This window comes from Enterococcus sp. XAF26B05_ASV22, from assembly GCF_056727285.1.
The window spans coordinates 2954139-2969856 of sequence record NZ_CM161538.1 but is presented as its reverse complement, the minus strand read 5'-3'; the positions used below and the strand labels follow the sequence as shown (position 1 = coordinate 2969856).

The following is a 15718-nucleotide window of genomic DNA, read 5'->3' as shown; positions in this document are numbered from 1 at the left end:
TCAATGGCATCAGTAGAAAAACAAACAATTGATATAGACCAAGAGAATGAAAGAGGGGCAGTTTCGTTGTTCTTTTCAGTTTTTTATGTTAATGATGCCCATCCGATAATGTTAACGTTAATTTCGTTTGACGAAGAGAAGGTAAAACCTTTCAATCAACGATAGCAAGTCAAAAAAAAAATTGGAGCGGTCAAAGAGAAATCGTTGATTGTGTGTTAAGAATTGAATGAACTAGAAAAGCTGTGTCCATTTGTTGGAACACAGCTTTTCTAGTTCATTAGATGCTATGAAATATCCTGTGTTCAAAACAACATCCTGTTAAATAGAAAAAATGTAAAAAAAATACAAAAGAAATTAATTTGTGATACAATATATTTATAAGTTTAAGATAAGGGGATTATTTATGAAGAAAAAAATAATTAAGGTGTTGGTTCTATTACTTGTGTTGGTTCAAGCAATAGATGTAATTGGTATGTTCAGGTATATAGCTGTTGCGTATGCAGAAGAAACTGTTGCAAGGTCAGTTAAAGAAGAGGTTATTGAAAACGATGATAAATTGGAAGAGATAGATACATCTGCAAATTGGAAAGAAGAAATAAAGGAAACTGAAATCTCGGAAAAACAAATCCTTGATATTCCAGAACAAGAAACAATTGCTAGTGAAGAGAGTCAACGATTGGCAGATAATGGCATTGAAGAAGAAGTTGCAACCGTTATTGAAAATGAAGAGATTCTTAGAGATCAAACTTATGAACTAGTAACAGATGTTTATCCAAATCTAAATAATGCAGACGGAACGCCTAAATTAGAGTATTGGGCCGGAGAAGAAATTGCTTTGTATTCTAAACTAGTGATTTCTAGTGGCACTTTCCCGTCCAATCAAGTGAAATTTAGAATAGCCTTGTCAAAACAACATTTTGCATATTTTGGAGTAGTTTCAGATGGATTAACCTTTCCAGTGACAAGTGAACTTTCAAGTGACAGTGAAAATATATATTTAGATATTACGATAGACAATATTCGAACGGGGATGGATATAGCGATTCCTTTTAGAGTGAAGTTTCTTTCTGATCAATTATATTATGGAACCAAAGTTCCTCTTACTCAGATTCTTTACGGTCAGAATGGAGCAGTATTAAAAGAAAATTCTCTTAACCTAGAAGCAAGAACATCGAATAGAAAGATTGTATTTGGTAAGGAATATTTTAACCAAAATAATAGACAAGTTCCCAATGAATTTGTTGATGATGATGATTTAATTAGCTCGGACTTTATCGATGAAGTACCATTCCAAGTTGTAGGAGATAGTGCTAATGACGCAGGTGATTCTTTAGTTGAAATTAAGCTAACAAAGAACGTTATATTTAAGGCGGAAGACAATAATGTAGCATGGGCATATGATGAATCGAGCCATTCAATTAGTAGGATGCTGAGATCAAGCATCAATATAAGCAGTACATTTAAAGTGAGGTATCAGGATGTTTATACAAATACACTAGACTACCCTGTTAGATTTACTGGTAGTGTTAACGTATTGAACATAAACGGGGAAATTGAAACAAACTTAGAGAAGGCCAGCGCAATAGAAGAAAGAAAGTTCTTCTCCAGACAAGTTGGTGATACTGGTGTAAAATTCATGGATTGGAAAGACCAAAACGCTAAATATTACGTAGAGGAAAACCAAGATAAAGAAATAAGTGGTGGCATACGTGCTAAGTACAACGAAGAAAAGGGTAAAATGTTTTTAAGTAAGATCGAAGATGTACCGACCAAAGTGACGGAAGTTTCACCGTTTACTCTTACGGAAATTTGGTTAAGTAAAAAAGGGAATCCGACAAATACAGATAAAAATAAAGTGTACGGGATCACAGAAACTGGGGAATCTACTTTGATTGCTGAAGATTTAGGTTCTACAGCGTTTAGTTTAAAAGACCCGAAGCCGTTTGTTTCATTTTATATTAAATTCGATAATGCGGTAGAACTAAACGATTTAACTGATGAAGTTGTATTAAATTTTTCTGCGAAAAGAAGTTCAGAGTATTGGGAATATTTAAGCGAAAATTTATCAGAGATGTCCCATTCAGCGTATAATGTTGGGAATGTTTACTACACTGACCAGAATGGAGATAAAGGGAAGGATACTTCAACTAGTTCTGTTTCTACTGAAAAAGCTGTGAATGATATCAGATTTTTAGACCTACCAAATAAATCAATGGTCTTTTTCGGTGAAAAATTTGAGATGACATTTTGGCATGGTATTAAAAATACTACCAATCCTAAATTAATTAATCCTAAATTGCTTATCATGCTTCCTAGAGGGATAGAGTTAATAGAATTCACTCATGATGCAACGAGTGTAACGTACACTGAAAAGCAAAATTTTATGAATAGTGGCAAGACGGCCATCATTATCGAGCCAAAGACAAAATGGAGATTAGCAGACTTTGCAAAGATATTCGCCCCACATCAATCAAAACTACACTTACAATTCAATAATTCTGCAAGTTATGGTAGTCATTTTATTGAATCGTATCTGACCTATGAGAATAATGGAGAGAATGGTATAACAATGTCGAGAGCGGGAAATCAAGAAGCGTATAAGCTATCTAACGTGGATCCGTATCAACTTCTTAGTGATGCAACTGAAAGAAATGAGATGTTCGTCTATTCAAAACCAATCACTCTAATTGCACCAAGCAGTGTATTTGTAGATGTAGCTGCAAAGGTCAACGAGCAACAAGGATTTGTTCACGGCAAAACCGATTTCGTTGATCAAGGGGAACGATTTAATCAAAAGATATCCATCATCAATTACAGCAATAATGATGTTAGCACTGTGACTGGAATCAATGTTTTACCTCATGTTGGAGACCTCAGTACTGTGGTAGACAAAGATGGAAAGTATGTTCCAAGAGGCTCGGATTTGGGTGGTTTGTTAGATGGAGAAGTAGAAGGACCAGAGGGATATACGGTCTATTATTCATATGATAAACCATCACATCTAATGGCAGAAAATCAACAAAAAGGATGGATACAACAAGGAGAGAAAATTGACTATAATAAAGTCACGATGATTAAAATCGAATTAACCAATGGCGTTCTGGAAAAAAATCAGGAGTCAGAATTTACTTTTCCAGTCAAAGTACCGATTGATAAAGCAATCAAACACGAGGATAAGATGGTTAATACATTTACGATAACAACGAATGATACCAACTGGATTGAATCACGAGGTTCAGAAATTCCAGTAACAGCCTATTCGGTTAAAGGTTCAGTTTATCGAGACAAAAATAAGAATAGTCAAAAAGAGTCAGATGAGCCCTTTTTAGTAGGGTATGAAGTAGAGTTGGAACAAGAGGGAGTAACAGAACCGATTGCGAAACAATGGACGAATAGTCAGGGAGAATATGATTTTTCACCTGTTCCTTCCAGAGGAGATTACACGATCCGAATCAAGACAAAAGAAGGAGATATCATCTCTGAATACTCACAAAGTAGTGAAGAGCGGATAGCAACAGATGTAACGCTTGATCCAACGAATAATAAAGATGGGATAGCGACGGTTACTCTAGCACCAGATACCGTTTCCCACACGATTAATATGGGGGTTGATTCAGATCTTCCGATTTTAGGAACAATCGAATTAACGAAATTAGACAGTGTAACCAAACAAGCATTAGCTGGAGCCAAATTCCGTTTTGAACAAGCAGATGGTGGAATAATTGAAAAAAGTATGACAACGGATACTGGAGGAAAAATATGGCTAAAAAATGTACCCTTAGGAAACTACAAATTTGTAGAAACGGAAGCGCCACTGGGCTATGAATTAGACTCTACACCAATCAATATTGAATTAACAGATGCAACCATTGTAAAAGTAACCAAAGAAAATACGCCAATTCTTGTTCCGATTGTGATTCTTGGATCAGTAGAGTTGACGAAAATCGATAGTATGACAAAACAAGCTTTATCAGGAGCAACCTTCCTATTGGAAAAAACAGATGGTACCGTTGTTCAAAGTGATTTAAGGACGAATGAAGAAGGCAAATTGCTGTTAACAAATTTACCATTAGGCGGCTATCAGTTTATAGAAACCACTGCACCGATTGGGTATGAATTGGACGTGGAACCTGTTTCTTTTGACATCACAGAGGCTTCAAAAACAGTTCAAGTGACAAAAGAAAACGCTAGAAAAGGAGAAAAAATAATCGAACCTTCTACAATTCAGCAAACAGGAAGGGGCATGACCAACAGAAATGGCATGCTACCTGTCACAGGCGAACAGAAACTGACCTATTTTATTTACTTAGGCTACACGTTAATATTTCTCCTATTGTTGCGAATGTTCTCAAAACAAATGTATAGAAGGTATCGCAATGATATGCTGAATGACTAAAGATGAAATGTAATAGTAAATTCAAGAGTGGAGACCAGTCTCTGCTCTTTTATGGTTAAAAACTGACACGATGTCATTTACCCTCAAAAAAAATGAATCCAAACAACGTATTCTCTAGAATATCCGCTAGTAATCTGCTACAATGATTGAGAAGAATTTTTTTAAGAAGCATCCATCTCCTAGTTGCAAAGCGATTTAGGCATAGTGGATACTATATTAGCGTTTCGACAAGATCAGTGTAAATGAGATAGTCGAACCTTAAAGAAAGAGGAGAAAACAACATGATAGCAGTAAGTGATCTTAAAGCAGGCATGACTTTTGAGCAAGACGGTAAACTGATCCGTGTAATGGATGCTAGCCACCACAAACCTGGTAAAGGAAATACGGTTATGCGTATGAAATTGAAAGACGTTCGCACTGGTGCTACAACGGATACAACGATGCGCCCAGATGATAAAGTGAAAAAAGCGTTTATCGAAAGCAAACCAGTTCAATACCTATACAGCCAAGATGATACAGCTAACTTCATGGATTTAGAAACGTATGAACAATACGAAATCCCAACTTCTGTGATCGAAGAAGAATTGAAATATCTTTTAGAAAACATGGAAGTAAAAATCCAGTTTTACGGATCAGAAGTAATTGGTGTGACATTGCCGACAACAGTGGTTTTAAAAGTAAAAGAAACACAACCATCAATCAAAGGCGCAACAGTTTCTGGTTCAGGTAAACCTGCAATTATGGAAACTGGACTAGTGGTTAACGTTCCTGATTTTATCGAAGCAGACGAATCATTAGAAATTAATACACAAGAAGGTACGTATCTAAAACGCGCTTCAAAATAAGGTAAATGAAATGGCTGACAGAAGGGCAATTGATCTGTCAGTTTTTTATTATGTTTATAGTGGAAGAATCGTTTCAGCCTACCAAATTTAGTAGGCATGGTACAATAAGTTATATCGTTTTATAAATAGAAAGGGAGAGAAATATGGGGTTTTTATTAACGTTGTGTCTGGTCTTATTATTTACAAAACTTGCGGGACATTTTTGTAATCGAGTGGGAATTCCTTCGGTGATTGGAGAATTGTTAGTCGGTATTTTGATTGGGCCTGCCTTATTAGGTTGGATCAAGCCAGATGATTTTATGCATTATTTTTCAGAGATCGGTGTTATTATCTTAATGTTTATTGCAGGGTTAGAAAGTGACTTGGAATTATTGAAAAAATACTGGCGGCCAGCCTTATCAGTCGCGCTTTTGGGAATCGTATTTCCTGCGGCAATGGGGTTTGGTGTTGGGGAAATGTTTCAGTTTTCCGTTCAGAATTCGATTTTTCTAGGGGTTCTTTTTAGTGCTACGTCTGTTAGTATTTCTGTTCAAGTGCTAAAAGATTTGAAAAAGATAGATAGCGAAGAGGGGGCGACGATTCTTGGCGCCGCTGTTGTCGACGATATCGTTGTCGTTTTGATTTTAGGAATCATGTTAAGCCTGATGAATCGTTCTACACCGGGAGGAAGTTTACCGATGTGGGAAGTGTTGCTATTGAAAGTCTTCTTCTTTGTTGTTATTTTTGCGGCTAGTAAATGGCTCGTACCTTGGCTGTTGAATTTGAGCAAAAAGTTGATTGCAATTGAAGCTGTTTCTGCCATTTCCTTAGTCATTTGTTTAGGATTTGCCTATTTTGCAGAGATGTTAGATATGGGGGCAATAATTGGGGCCTTTTTCGCAGGGGTAGCAATTGCTCAGACCGATTATCGCAAGCAAGTAGATGAGAAATTAGAGACGATTGGCTATACCGTATTTATACCGATGTTCTTTGTTTCTATTGGGTTGAATATGACCTTTGCGGGTATGTCAAAGCATTTTCTTTTCATCATTGTTTTAACGGTTGTGGCAGTGTTATCGAAACTCTTAGGGGGCGCTTTAGGCGCTCGTGTAACTGGATTTAAAGGTGTTTCAACACTGATTATCGGCTCTGGAATGGTGTCCAGAGGTGAAATGGCATTGATTATTGCCCAAGTAGGATTGACCTCAAGCTTTCTTTCAGAGGAATACTATTCATCTGTGATCATTGTCATTATAGCTACGACGATCATTGCACCATTGTTGTTGAAGGCGACAATTATGAAACAAGAAAAACAACTTCATTATTAGAAAAACAGTTTCCACCAAAGCATATTCCATTTAGCTTTGGTGGAAACTGTTTTTATTAATGGATGGAACCCATTAATTTCTTGATTGGATTCTTAGAAAGAATCAGTAAAATACCCGCAATTACAGCGACAATACCGACAATACCGAAATAGGCAGACTCTGTTTGAGGTGTATAAAAACGTGCGATTTGAGCGTTGATAGCTTGCGATGCGGCATCTGCCAATAGCCAAATTGCAACGGTTTGTGACTCAAAAGCTTTTGGAGCAAGTTTTGTTGTAATCGATAGTCCAACTGGTGAAATACACATCTCACCTACGATCATAATGAAGAAACTAAAAAATAACCACAAAGGACTAACTCTTGTATCCGTCCCGTAAAGTAATCCAGGGAGCATTAAAAGTACAAAAGATAAACCAGCAAAAACCAAGCCCAATGAAAATTTTACGACAGTTGAAGGTTGTTTTTTCCCTAATTTTGTCCATAAAGTTACAAATACCGGAGTTAAAACAACAACGAAAATCGGATTTAAGGATTGAAACCAACTAGGAGCAATCGAAAAACCAAACAATGTATCATTTGTCCGTTCACTTGCAAATAATGCTAAAATTGAAGAGCCTTGTTCTTCTAATGACCAAAAGACGATCCCTGCTAAAAATAATGGGATGTAGCCAAGTACTTTCGGTCTTTCCTCTGCTGTTACATTTTTTGAAGTAAGCATCTTGATGAAATAATATACCGGCAATAAAATACCCAGCACACTCACACTATTGATGAAGAAACCAATGGTTAAATGCCCTGTAGTAAAGGCACCGCCAAAAAGTACGATGACAAAAACAAGCGCGATCAATGACGAACGTAGGAACGTTTTGCGTTCTGCTGTCCCAATCGGATTGGTTGGTTTTAAGCCGATTCCGTCTAATGATTTTTTCCCTTGTAAATAATATTGCAGTAAACCAAAAAACATACCGAACGCGGCGACAGAGAACCCAACATGATAGTTATACGTTTGGCCCAAAGTCCCAACAATGAAGGGTGCCAGCAATGCGCCGATGTTGATTCCCATATAAAAAATAGAAAAACCAGCATCACGACGTGTATCTGTTTTTGAATAAAGATGACCGACCATACCTGAGACATTCGGTTTCAACATCCCTGTACCAATTACAATAAGTAGGATAGAGAGAAATAATGCCGCAATGCCAAACGGTGTAGCTAGAACGATATGACCAACCATGATAAATACGCCACCGAAGAAAACGGTCTTTCTAGCACCTAACACTCGGTCAGAAATCCAACCACCAACAATACTGGACATGAATACTAGCGATCCATAAATCGACATAATTGCCAAAGCAGTTTCTTTTGGTAAACCTAAACCACCGTTTGCAACCGTATCATAAATGTAATACAGTAGAATTGCCCGCATACCATAGTAACTAAATCTTTCCCACATCTCAGTGAAAAAGAGTGTGGACAGTCCCTTTGGTTGACCTAAAAATGACTTGTCCAACTGCTGCTCGTCCATAAATAATAACCTCAATTCTTTTTAATATTCAGAAAATTTATTTAACCTAATGTTTCAGAAAAAACTATACAGAGTACATTGTATACTGTAACTCTTTTAGAAATCGTAAATTTTCATGAATAAAGTATAAGAAAAATTGTATTTATATTCATTTTGTTTTCATGTAATGATAGAAAGGAAGATGCTTTTTGAAGAGAATAGTGCAACGACAGCAAGAATGGAGCTCACTTAAATATTTAATTTTGTCAAAATCTCAACCAGATTATAGAGCAATCCGGAAATTATTTGCAGATGATGGGTGGGACGAAGCAAAAGAACAAGCATTTCGAGGTTATCTGAAGCATGCATTAGCTGAACCAAGCAAAAAAGGCAATCTTTTAAATGCCTATCAACATGTTTGGGGATATTTTAAAAAACAAGCAACAGAGACAGAACGGCAACAGTATGAAGTGTTGAGCGTAAATTTTTCGGTAGATCAAGATGCATTATCTCTATTCCTAAGAGAATTGACGCTAAAATATCAAGAACCATATCTATTGCAGTCTGCTCTCCTCTTCCCTAAAGAAGAGAACTAACGAAAGAATAAGAAAAAGGCAATCCAAATAGCGGATTTTAGTTTTAAGTTCGTTATATAAGTATGGATTTGTCTTTTTTTATGTATAAATAAAGTTTTCGTTTAATACCCGAATGTTTATTGTGTAAAATCAAAAAATATATTGAAATTAGTTTGAAAAATGAGTATACTGAATCAGTGGAAAAACGAACGAGGAGTGTATAGATGAACAAGAATGTTCCGTATTTTATTGTAGCACCTGGGATGATTTTATTGCTATTTTTCTTAATGATTCCTTTGGTTACAAGTATTTTACCAACTATTTTTACAGATCATGGGGTGACAGTAAGCAACTACCTCGATTTTTTTAAAGACGAATATAATCTGTCGATCTTTTGGCGCACAATTAGAGTATCATTGATCGTTACGCTGATTTCAATTCTACTTGGAATCCCAACGGCGTATTACATCGCTGGTGTTAGTAAAAAATGGCGTGGCATTTTAATGGCAATGACCTTATTTCCGTTGTTGACCAATTCTGTTATTCGTAGTTTTGCTTGGATCAATATCTTAGGGAAAACAGGTGTGGTCAATTCATTGTTGTTAAAAACAGGTTTGATTGATCAGCCATTAAACTTACTTTATACAGAATTTGCTATTATCATTGGCTCTGTTTATCTTTTCCTACCAACAATGATCATGACCCTAGTAGGTGTTATGGAAAATATCGAAGGGGAAATGCTGGAAGCTGCTGAAACGCTAGGTGCAAGCCCGTTTACTGCTTTCCGAAAAGTCGTGCTGCCACTTTCTATTCCCGGGACGATTGTTGGAAGTATCTTAGTTTTTACTGGGACATTGACAGCTTATACAACACCGCAATTATTAGGTGGAAATCAGAAGATGATGATGTCGACATTTCTATATCAAAAAGCCAATACTTTGGGAGATTGGAAAGCAGCAAGTGTTTTGGCCTTGATCATGATCGGTGTAACCTTGATCGTCATGAAGGGATTAGATCTGGTTGCTAAAAAAGTTGATAGGAGAGAGGCAAACAATGCGTAAACAAAAAGGGATGACGCTAATTGCGATCCTAGTATTCTTATTTTTATTCTTACCACTTTGCTTGATTGTTGTGACGTCTTTTGGAACAGCCGCAGCAATTCAGTTTCCGATTAAAGGATTTACACTGGATTGGTACGCAAAAGCGTTGCAGTCAGATACATTTATGAGCAGTTTTAAATTAAGTTTGATCATTGGTGTGCTAGCGACTGTTTTGGCATTGGTTGTTGGGATTCCAGCTTCTTATGCATTAGCACGGTATTCAGTAAGAGGACGAAACTTTATAAAAAGCTTCTTTTTATCCCCAACAGTGATTCCAGGAATCGTTGTGGGGTATACTTTGTTTCAATATATTGTAATCAAATTAGGTTTGCCGATTTTCCAAGGCTTACTGATTGGACATTTTCTGATTAGTTTACCGTATATTATTCGAGTAGTTGGTTCAAGCATGGAGCAGTTGGACTATTCGATGGAAGAAGTTGCGTGGACATTAGGCTGTACGAAAACTAGAGCCTTTGTCCAAATTGTTTTGCCGAACGTCTCTTCAGGAATATTTGCAGCATTTATGTTAGCATTTGTTAATTCATTTAATAATGTGCCAGTATCGATGTTTTTATCAGGACCAGGAGTTACGATGTTGCCGACATCTTTACTTAGCTATATGGAATACAATTATGATCCAACGGTTTCTGCCATTTCAGTAATGTTGATGTTATTGACGATGGGATTAATGTTTTTGATCGAAAAAACATTAGGATTAGCTTCGATTGCGTAAATAAAAGAGAACGCAATTACAGAGTTTGAACTTAATAGGTAGAAAGAGGAGAAAATTTTGACTTTTGTTGATTTAAAAGAGATTCGTGTGAGCTATGACGGCAAACAGGATATATTAAAAGATTTAAGCATTTCCATGGAAAAAGGGGAATTAGTTTCTCTTCTAGGTCCAAGTGGCTGTGGGAAAACAACAACACTTCGAGTGATTGCAGGATTGATCAAACCAAACGACGGCTCTTTTAAGTTAGATGAGGACGATTTGACGAAAGTACCGGTTCATAAAAGAAATTTTGGTATGGTATTTCAGAGTTATGCACTATTTCCGCATTTGACGATTGCAGAGAACGTTGCGTTTGGCCTGAAATTAAGAAAAGAATCGAAAGCGAGCACAAAAGAAAAAGTCGAAAAAATGCTAGAAGTTTGTGGATTAGAAAACCTTGGTGATCGTTATCCAAAACAACTTTCAGGTGGACAAAGGCAACGTGTCGCTTTAGCGCGTGCGTTGATTATTGAACCAAAATTATTATTGTTAGATGAACCGTTAAGTAATTTAGATGCAAAGTTAAGAGTAGCGATGCGAATCGAAATCAAACGAATCCAGCAACAATTAGGCATAACAACAGTATTTGTGACCCACGATCAAGAAGAATGTTTTTCTATTTCAGATAAGGTTGCAATCATGAATAATGGTGTGATTGAGCAATATGATTCACCTGAGAGGATCTACCGTTTACCCAAAACAAAATTCGTTGCACAATTTATTGGCTTTGAAAACTTCTTTAACGTAACGAAAAATGCTGAAGGACACTATAAAAGCGAGAATGGTCAAGTGTTTACTACCACAAACCCGCAGCCAACGGCAACTGAGACTGTTGCAACGATTCGCCCAGAAGATATTGAGATTGTCGCAACAACAACGCAAACCTCAATCGAAGGAAATATTCTTGTTAGAACCTTTTTAGGGAAAAGTTATCAATATGAAGTAACAACACCACTTGGCAAACTATTAGTCAATGGAACAAGTGAACAGATTTATGAAACAGGGGACACAATCAATTTAGCTTTTCCAGCGGATAAATTAGTTATTTTAGATAAATAAACGATAAGACAAAGGGGAATAAATAGAATGAATAAGAAACTAATGATCGGTGCTTTAGCAACAGTAACTTTATTAATGGCAGCTTGTGGGAATAGCGAAGCGAATACTAAACAAGAAAGCAAATCAGGCAACAAGGCATTAGTTGTATCTACCTTTGGATTAAGTGAAGATATTGTAAAAAAAGATGTTATTGCTCCTTTCGAAAAAACAAACGATGCTAAAGTAACCTTAGAAGTCGGAAACAGCGCAGATCGTTATACAAAATTATTGAATAATCCCAATGCTGGAATCGATGTGATCGAATTAGCGCAAGCCAATGCCACACAAGGCGAAAAGGAAGGCCTCTTTGAAAAGGTAACAGAAAAAGAAGTACCAAACATTAAAGATTTAACTGCTGGAGCGAAAGAAGTCTACGAAAGTGGAGCAGGTATCCCGATCGCCGTCAATAGTGTGGGGATTGTTTACAACAAAGAAAAAGTCGGCAAAGAAATTACTAGCTGGGATGATTTATGGTCGTCTGACCTAAAAGGGAAAATTTCAGTTCCGGATATTTCTACAACAGCAGGACCATTAATGTTATACATTGCTAGTGACCATGCAGGTATTGATATTACTACCGATAAAGGCAAAGCAGCTTTTAATGCAATGAAAGAGCTAAAACCAAATGTGGTTAAGACGTATTCAAAATCATCAGATCTTGCAAATATGTTCCAATCAGGTGAGATTGACGTCGCTGTTGTCGCTGATTTTGCTGTCGATATCATTCAAGGTGCTTCAAAAGAGGCAACATACGTTGTCCCTGAAAGTGGTACGTACGCAAATTTCAACACGATCAACATACCGAAAAGCTCTAAAAATAAAGAATTAGCCTATACATTTGTTAATGAACGAATCAGCGAAGAATCGCAAAAAACAAAAGCAGTGTCATTAAATGAAGGTCCGACCAATAGTAAAGTGGTTCTTGATGAAAAACAAGCGAGCAATAAAACTTACGGTAAAGTCGCTGATCGAGCAAAAACAGTTGATTTCTCATTTATCAATGACAACCTGTCTGATTGGGTCGATCAATGGAACCGTACAATGAATCAATAAACGCGAGAAGGGCGATAAGTATGAACGTAGATATAATCATTCAAGATGTTTGGGTTTTCCAAACAGCAACACAGTCTTTTATCAAAAAAAATGTCTCTATTAAAGACGGAAAATTTCATTACATCAGTATTACAGAGATGGCTCACTTAATGCCGGAAACAATCATCAAAGCCGAGAATCAATATATGATTCCCGGCTTGATTGATGCCCACATGCACATTGAAAGTTCAATGACGACACCAACCATCTTTTCAAAAGCAGTATTACGTCATGGGGTCACCACAGTTGTGGCAGATGCGCATGAGATGGCAAATGTCTTTGGTTTAGAGGGGTTAGAGGAATTTATGAAGGCTGAAACAGAGCTTGATATTTTCCATGCGATTCCTTCTTCTGTGCCTTCGACTACACCAGAATTAGAAACGACAGGTGGCATCATTGGACTAGCTGAAGTGGCAGAATTGTTAAAAAATCCTAAGATTGTTTGTTTAGGTGAAGCGATGAATTTTAAGGGGATTGCGTATGAGCCAGAATCCTTGATTCGACAAATTATTGATTTATGTAAAAAAGAGCGACCAACAATGCCCTTAGAAGGTCATTGTCCTAAGATTTACGAAGAAGAGCTGGCAGCCTTTTTATATAGTGGTATTACCTCAGATCATACGCATCAGTTTCCAGAATCCTTAAAAGAAAAAATTGAAGCCGGTGTTTTTATCCAATTCCAAAATAAATCGATCACGTCTGAAAATATGCAAGTGATTATAGAAAATGAGTTTTATGAGTATGCCAGTATTATCACAGATGACGTAATGGCAGATGATTTGCTTCATGGCCATTTGAATGAGAACTTGAAGAAAGCCGTAAAAGCCGGTTTGCCACTTGAAAAAGCTATCTATATGACAACATACACACCAGCTAGACGTATGGGGTTTCATGATCGTGGAGAAATTGCACCAGGTCGTACAGCTGATTTTATTTTAATAAATGATTTAGAAGAGTTTTCGTTTGAGGCTGTTTATAAATCAGGAAAAAAAGTGTATGAAAAAGGAACGGGAATCGACTATCCTGAGGTGACGGAGGTATTTCCAGCTGAGTACAAAAAATCTGTCCATTGCAAACCGCTCACGGTCGCTGATTTAGTAATTAAAGTAGCAACTGATAAAGAGAGTGTTCGCTGTAACGTGATTCAAAAGCAAGAAGTCGGAACGTTTACTGAGCGAATCACAAAAGAAATTCCAGTGAAAGATGGAATTTTACAATGGCAAGAAGCAGACTGTGCTTTGTTGATCGTGATGGAAAGATATGGCAAAAATGGCAATATATCAATTTCATTGATGGATAAACCAATCAGTGAAAAAGGGGCAATTGCGACGACTTGGGCGCATGATCATCATAATGTGATGGTTATGGGAAATACGTTAGAAGATATCGTGCTAGCACAAAATGAATTGATCACGATTCAAGGCGGTTATATCGTGGTTGCAGATGGAGAAATCACTGGGAAATGCCCTCTGCCTATCGGTGGAATTCTTTCCCAAGCCCCAATTGAAGAACTAGGCGGAGACTTGCAAGAAGTCCGAGCAAGCATGCAAGCTTTGGGATACAAAAACATGAATGAGATTATGTCTTTCTCAACATTATCTCTGCCCGTCTCTCCGGCAATCAAAGTAACAGATAGGGGAATGATGAATACAAAAACACAAGAATTTTACCCTTTGATTTTCCCAGAAGATGGAGTGTTGTTGAATGAAGACACTCATTAAAGATGTTCATATTCTTTCAATGGATCACGATTTTTCAGAAGTTAAAAATGGTTTTGTACTGATCGAAGAGGAGCGGATTACTAAAATCGGCTCTCGTTCAGAACTTGACTCAATCACTATTCAAGTTGACCAAGTGATTGATGGCAAAAATGGACTGTTGATTCCTGGTTTGATCAATACGCATACCCATGCAGGCATGATTCCGTTTCGTTCATTAGGAGACGATGTACCGGATCGACTCCGCCGATTTTTATTTCCTTTAGAACAACATATGACAAAAAAATTAGTAAGAGCCAGTAGTAATTATGCGATTGCAGAAATGTTGCTGAGTGGTGTGACGACGTTTTGTGATATGTACTATTTTGAAAATGAAGTAGCTGAAAGCTGTAAAAAAATGGGGATCAGAGCACTCGTTGGTGAAACAATCATAGATATGCCGATTTGCGACAGCCAGAGTCCCTCTGGTGGCTATGAATACTGCGAAACGTTTTTAAAAAACTGGCAGAATGATCCATTAGTAACACCGATTATTGCACCACATGCGCCGAACACTAACAATCCAGAGATATTAAAAAAAATCGTTGAACTTAGTGAAAAATATAATGCACCAATCACGATGCATGTGGCTGAAATGACTTATGAAATGGCAGAATTTCAAGAAAAATATAAACAAACACCAATAGAATTTCTACAAACATTAGGGTATTTTGAACGTGATTTTATTTTAGCTCATTGTATCTTTGCGACTGAAAAGGATTTAGAAATCATTGCTAGTTCAAACGGCAAAGCCCGCGTCGCACATTGCATCGGTGCGAATACAAAGTCAGCAAAAGGGGTAGCACCTATTAAAAAAATGCTCGAAAAAAATATTGTTGTAGGTTTAGGGACAGATGGGCCTAGTAGTGGCAATACCCTAGATTTGTTTAGTCAAATGCGTCTGTTTGCTAATATGCATAAGACGCATAATCAGGATCGCGCACTTTTTCCTGCCAAAGAAATTGTTCGACTGGCAACGTTAGGTGGAGCTGAGACATTAGGGATAGCAGATCAAGTAGGTTCCATAGAAATCGGAAAAAAAGCAGATTTAACGTTGATCGAAACGGACTCTGTAAATATGTTTCCAATTTTTGATCCCTATTCAGCAATTGTATATTCCGCTAATGCCAGTAACGTGAATTCGGTTTGGGTCAATGGGCGAAAATTAGTCAGTGAGAAAAAAATGGTTGAACAAGGATTGAAAGAAATCAAAGAAACATTGTATCATGAAATGGCAAACTTCGTTGTAGAAGCCAAAAAATTATAAAAAAT

12 protein-coding genes are annotated in these 15718 nt (G+C 37.0%); 11 read left to right on the top strand and 1 reads right to left on the bottom strand.

The features are described 5' to 3' along the window. The first annotated feature begins 3 nt into the window (after window positions 1–3). From AC1PU0_RS14725 to AC1PU0_RS14710, 4 genes are all read left to right on the top strand, one after another. Complete coding sequence (locus AC1PU0_RS14725; protein ID WP_206849296.1) at window positions 4–165, top strand: hypothetical protein; 162 nt, start codon at window positions 4–6, stop codon at window positions 163–165. 238 nt (window positions 166–403) lie between these two features. Next, the gene (locus AC1PU0_RS14720) at window positions 404–4396 is read left to right on the top strand and encodes an MSCRAMM family protein (protein WP_206849297.1); all 3993 of its coding nucleotides are present in this window, start codon (window positions 404–406) and stop codon (window positions 4394–4396) included. Between the two features lie 281 nt (window positions 4397–4677). Continuing rightward, window positions 4678–5241, top strand: coding sequence for an elongation factor P (efp, locus tag AC1PU0_RS14715; RefSeq protein WP_069655071.1), 564 nt, complete (start codon window positions 4678–4680; stop codon window positions 5239–5241). A 143-nt stretch (window positions 5242–5384) separates the two neighbouring features. After that, window positions 5385–6548 (top strand): cation:proton antiporter, encoded by a 1164-nt coding sequence (locus AC1PU0_RS14710; RefSeq protein WP_069655072.1) that lies wholly within the window; start codon window positions 5385–5387, stop codon window positions 6546–6548. A 55-nt stretch (window positions 6549–6603) separates the two neighbouring features. Here AC1PU0_RS14710 and AC1PU0_RS14705 read toward each other — a convergent pair whose 3' ends face one another. Next, on the bottom strand, window positions 6604–8073 hold the full coding sequence (locus AC1PU0_RS14705; protein WP_111247540.1) for a peptide MFS transporter: 1470 nt from the start codon (window positions 8071–8073) through the stop codon (window positions 6604–6606). Window positions 8074–8261: 188 nt separating this feature from the next. Between AC1PU0_RS14705 and AC1PU0_RS14700 the strand changes: the two genes are divergently transcribed. The 7 genes from AC1PU0_RS14700 (at window position 8262) to AC1PU0_RS14670 (ending at window position 15713) form a co-directional block, all read left to right on the top strand. After that, complete coding sequence (locus AC1PU0_RS14700; protein ID WP_111247539.1) at window positions 8262–8648, top strand: YbgA family protein; 387 nt, start codon at window positions 8262–8264, stop codon at window positions 8646–8648. Between the two features lie 203 nt (window positions 8649–8851). After that, a complete protein-coding gene (locus AC1PU0_RS14695) occupies window positions 8852–9688 on the top strand; it encodes an ABC transporter permease (RefSeq protein WP_206849298.1) in 837 nt (278 codons plus the stop codon). Further along, window positions 9681–10460 (top strand): ABC transporter permease, encoded by a 780-nt coding sequence (locus AC1PU0_RS14690; protein ID WP_069655075.1) that lies wholly within the window; start codon window positions 9681–9683, stop codon window positions 10458–10460. The genes AC1PU0_RS14695 and AC1PU0_RS14690 overlap by 8 nt, the downstream gene beginning before the upstream one ends. Before the next feature lie 57 nt (window positions 10461–10517). Continuing rightward, a complete protein-coding gene (locus AC1PU0_RS14685; RefSeq protein WP_069655076.1) occupies window positions 10518–11558 on the top strand; it encodes an ABC transporter ATP-binding protein in 1041 nt (346 codons plus the stop codon). A 27-nt stretch (window positions 11559–11585) separates the two neighbouring features. Then, entirely contained in the window at window positions 11586–12650 is a 1065-nt protein-coding gene (locus tag AC1PU0_RS14680; protein ID WP_069655077.1) for an ABC transporter substrate-binding protein, read from the top strand. After that, window positions 12626–14410, top strand: a complete 1785-nt coding sequence (locus tag AC1PU0_RS14675; RefSeq protein ID WP_206849319.1) for an adenine deaminase — start codon at window positions 12626–12628, stop codon at window positions 14408–14410. Before AC1PU0_RS14680 ends, AC1PU0_RS14675 begins: the two co-directional genes overlap by 25 nt. After that, window positions 14394–15713 (top strand): amidohydrolase, encoded by a 1320-nt coding sequence (locus tag AC1PU0_RS14670; RefSeq protein ID WP_206849299.1) that lies wholly within the window; start codon window positions 14394–14396, stop codon window positions 15711–15713. Before AC1PU0_RS14675 ends, AC1PU0_RS14670 begins: the two co-directional genes overlap by 17 nt. Window positions 15714–15718: the final 5 nt, after the last annotated feature.

Bases quoted from the DNA above. Each gene is read 5' to 3' on its own strand.
- AC1PU0_RS14725 (WP_206849296.1), top strand. From the start codon at position 4: ATGGCATCAGTAGAAAAACAAACAATTGATATAGACCAAGAGAATGAA.
- AC1PU0_RS14670 (WP_206849299.1), top strand. From the start codon at position 14,394: ATGAAGACACTCATTAAAGATGTTCATATTCTTTCAATGGATCACGAT.
- AC1PU0_RS14675 (WP_206849319.1), top strand. From the start codon at position 12,626: ATGGAACCGTACAATGAATCAATAAACGCGAGAAGGGCGATAAGTATG.
- AC1PU0_RS14710 (WP_069655072.1), top strand. From the start codon at position 5,385: ATGGGGTTTTTATTAACGTTGTGTCTGGTCTTATTATTTACAAAACTT.
- AC1PU0_RS14695 (WP_206849298.1), top strand. From the start codon at position 8,852: ATGAACAAGAATGTTCCGTATTTTATTGTAGCACCTGGGATGATTTTA.
- AC1PU0_RS14690 (WP_069655075.1), top strand. From the start codon at position 9,681: ATGCGTAAACAAAAAGGGATGACGCTAATTGCGATCCTAGTATTCTTA.
- AC1PU0_RS14705 (WP_111247540.1), bottom strand. From the start codon at position 8,073: ATGGACGAGCAGCAGTTGGACAAGTCATTTTTAGGTCAACCAAAGGGA.
- AC1PU0_RS14680 (WP_069655077.1), top strand. From the start codon at position 11,586: ATGAATAAGAAACTAATGATCGGTGCTTTAGCAACAGTAACTTTATTA.
- efp (WP_069655071.1), top strand. From the start codon at position 4,678: ATGATAGCAGTAAGTGATCTTAAAGCAGGCATGACTTTTGAGCAAGAC.
- AC1PU0_RS14720 (WP_206849297.1), top strand. From the start codon at position 404: ATGAAGAAAAAAATAATTAAGGTGTTGGTTCTATTACTTGTGTTGGTT.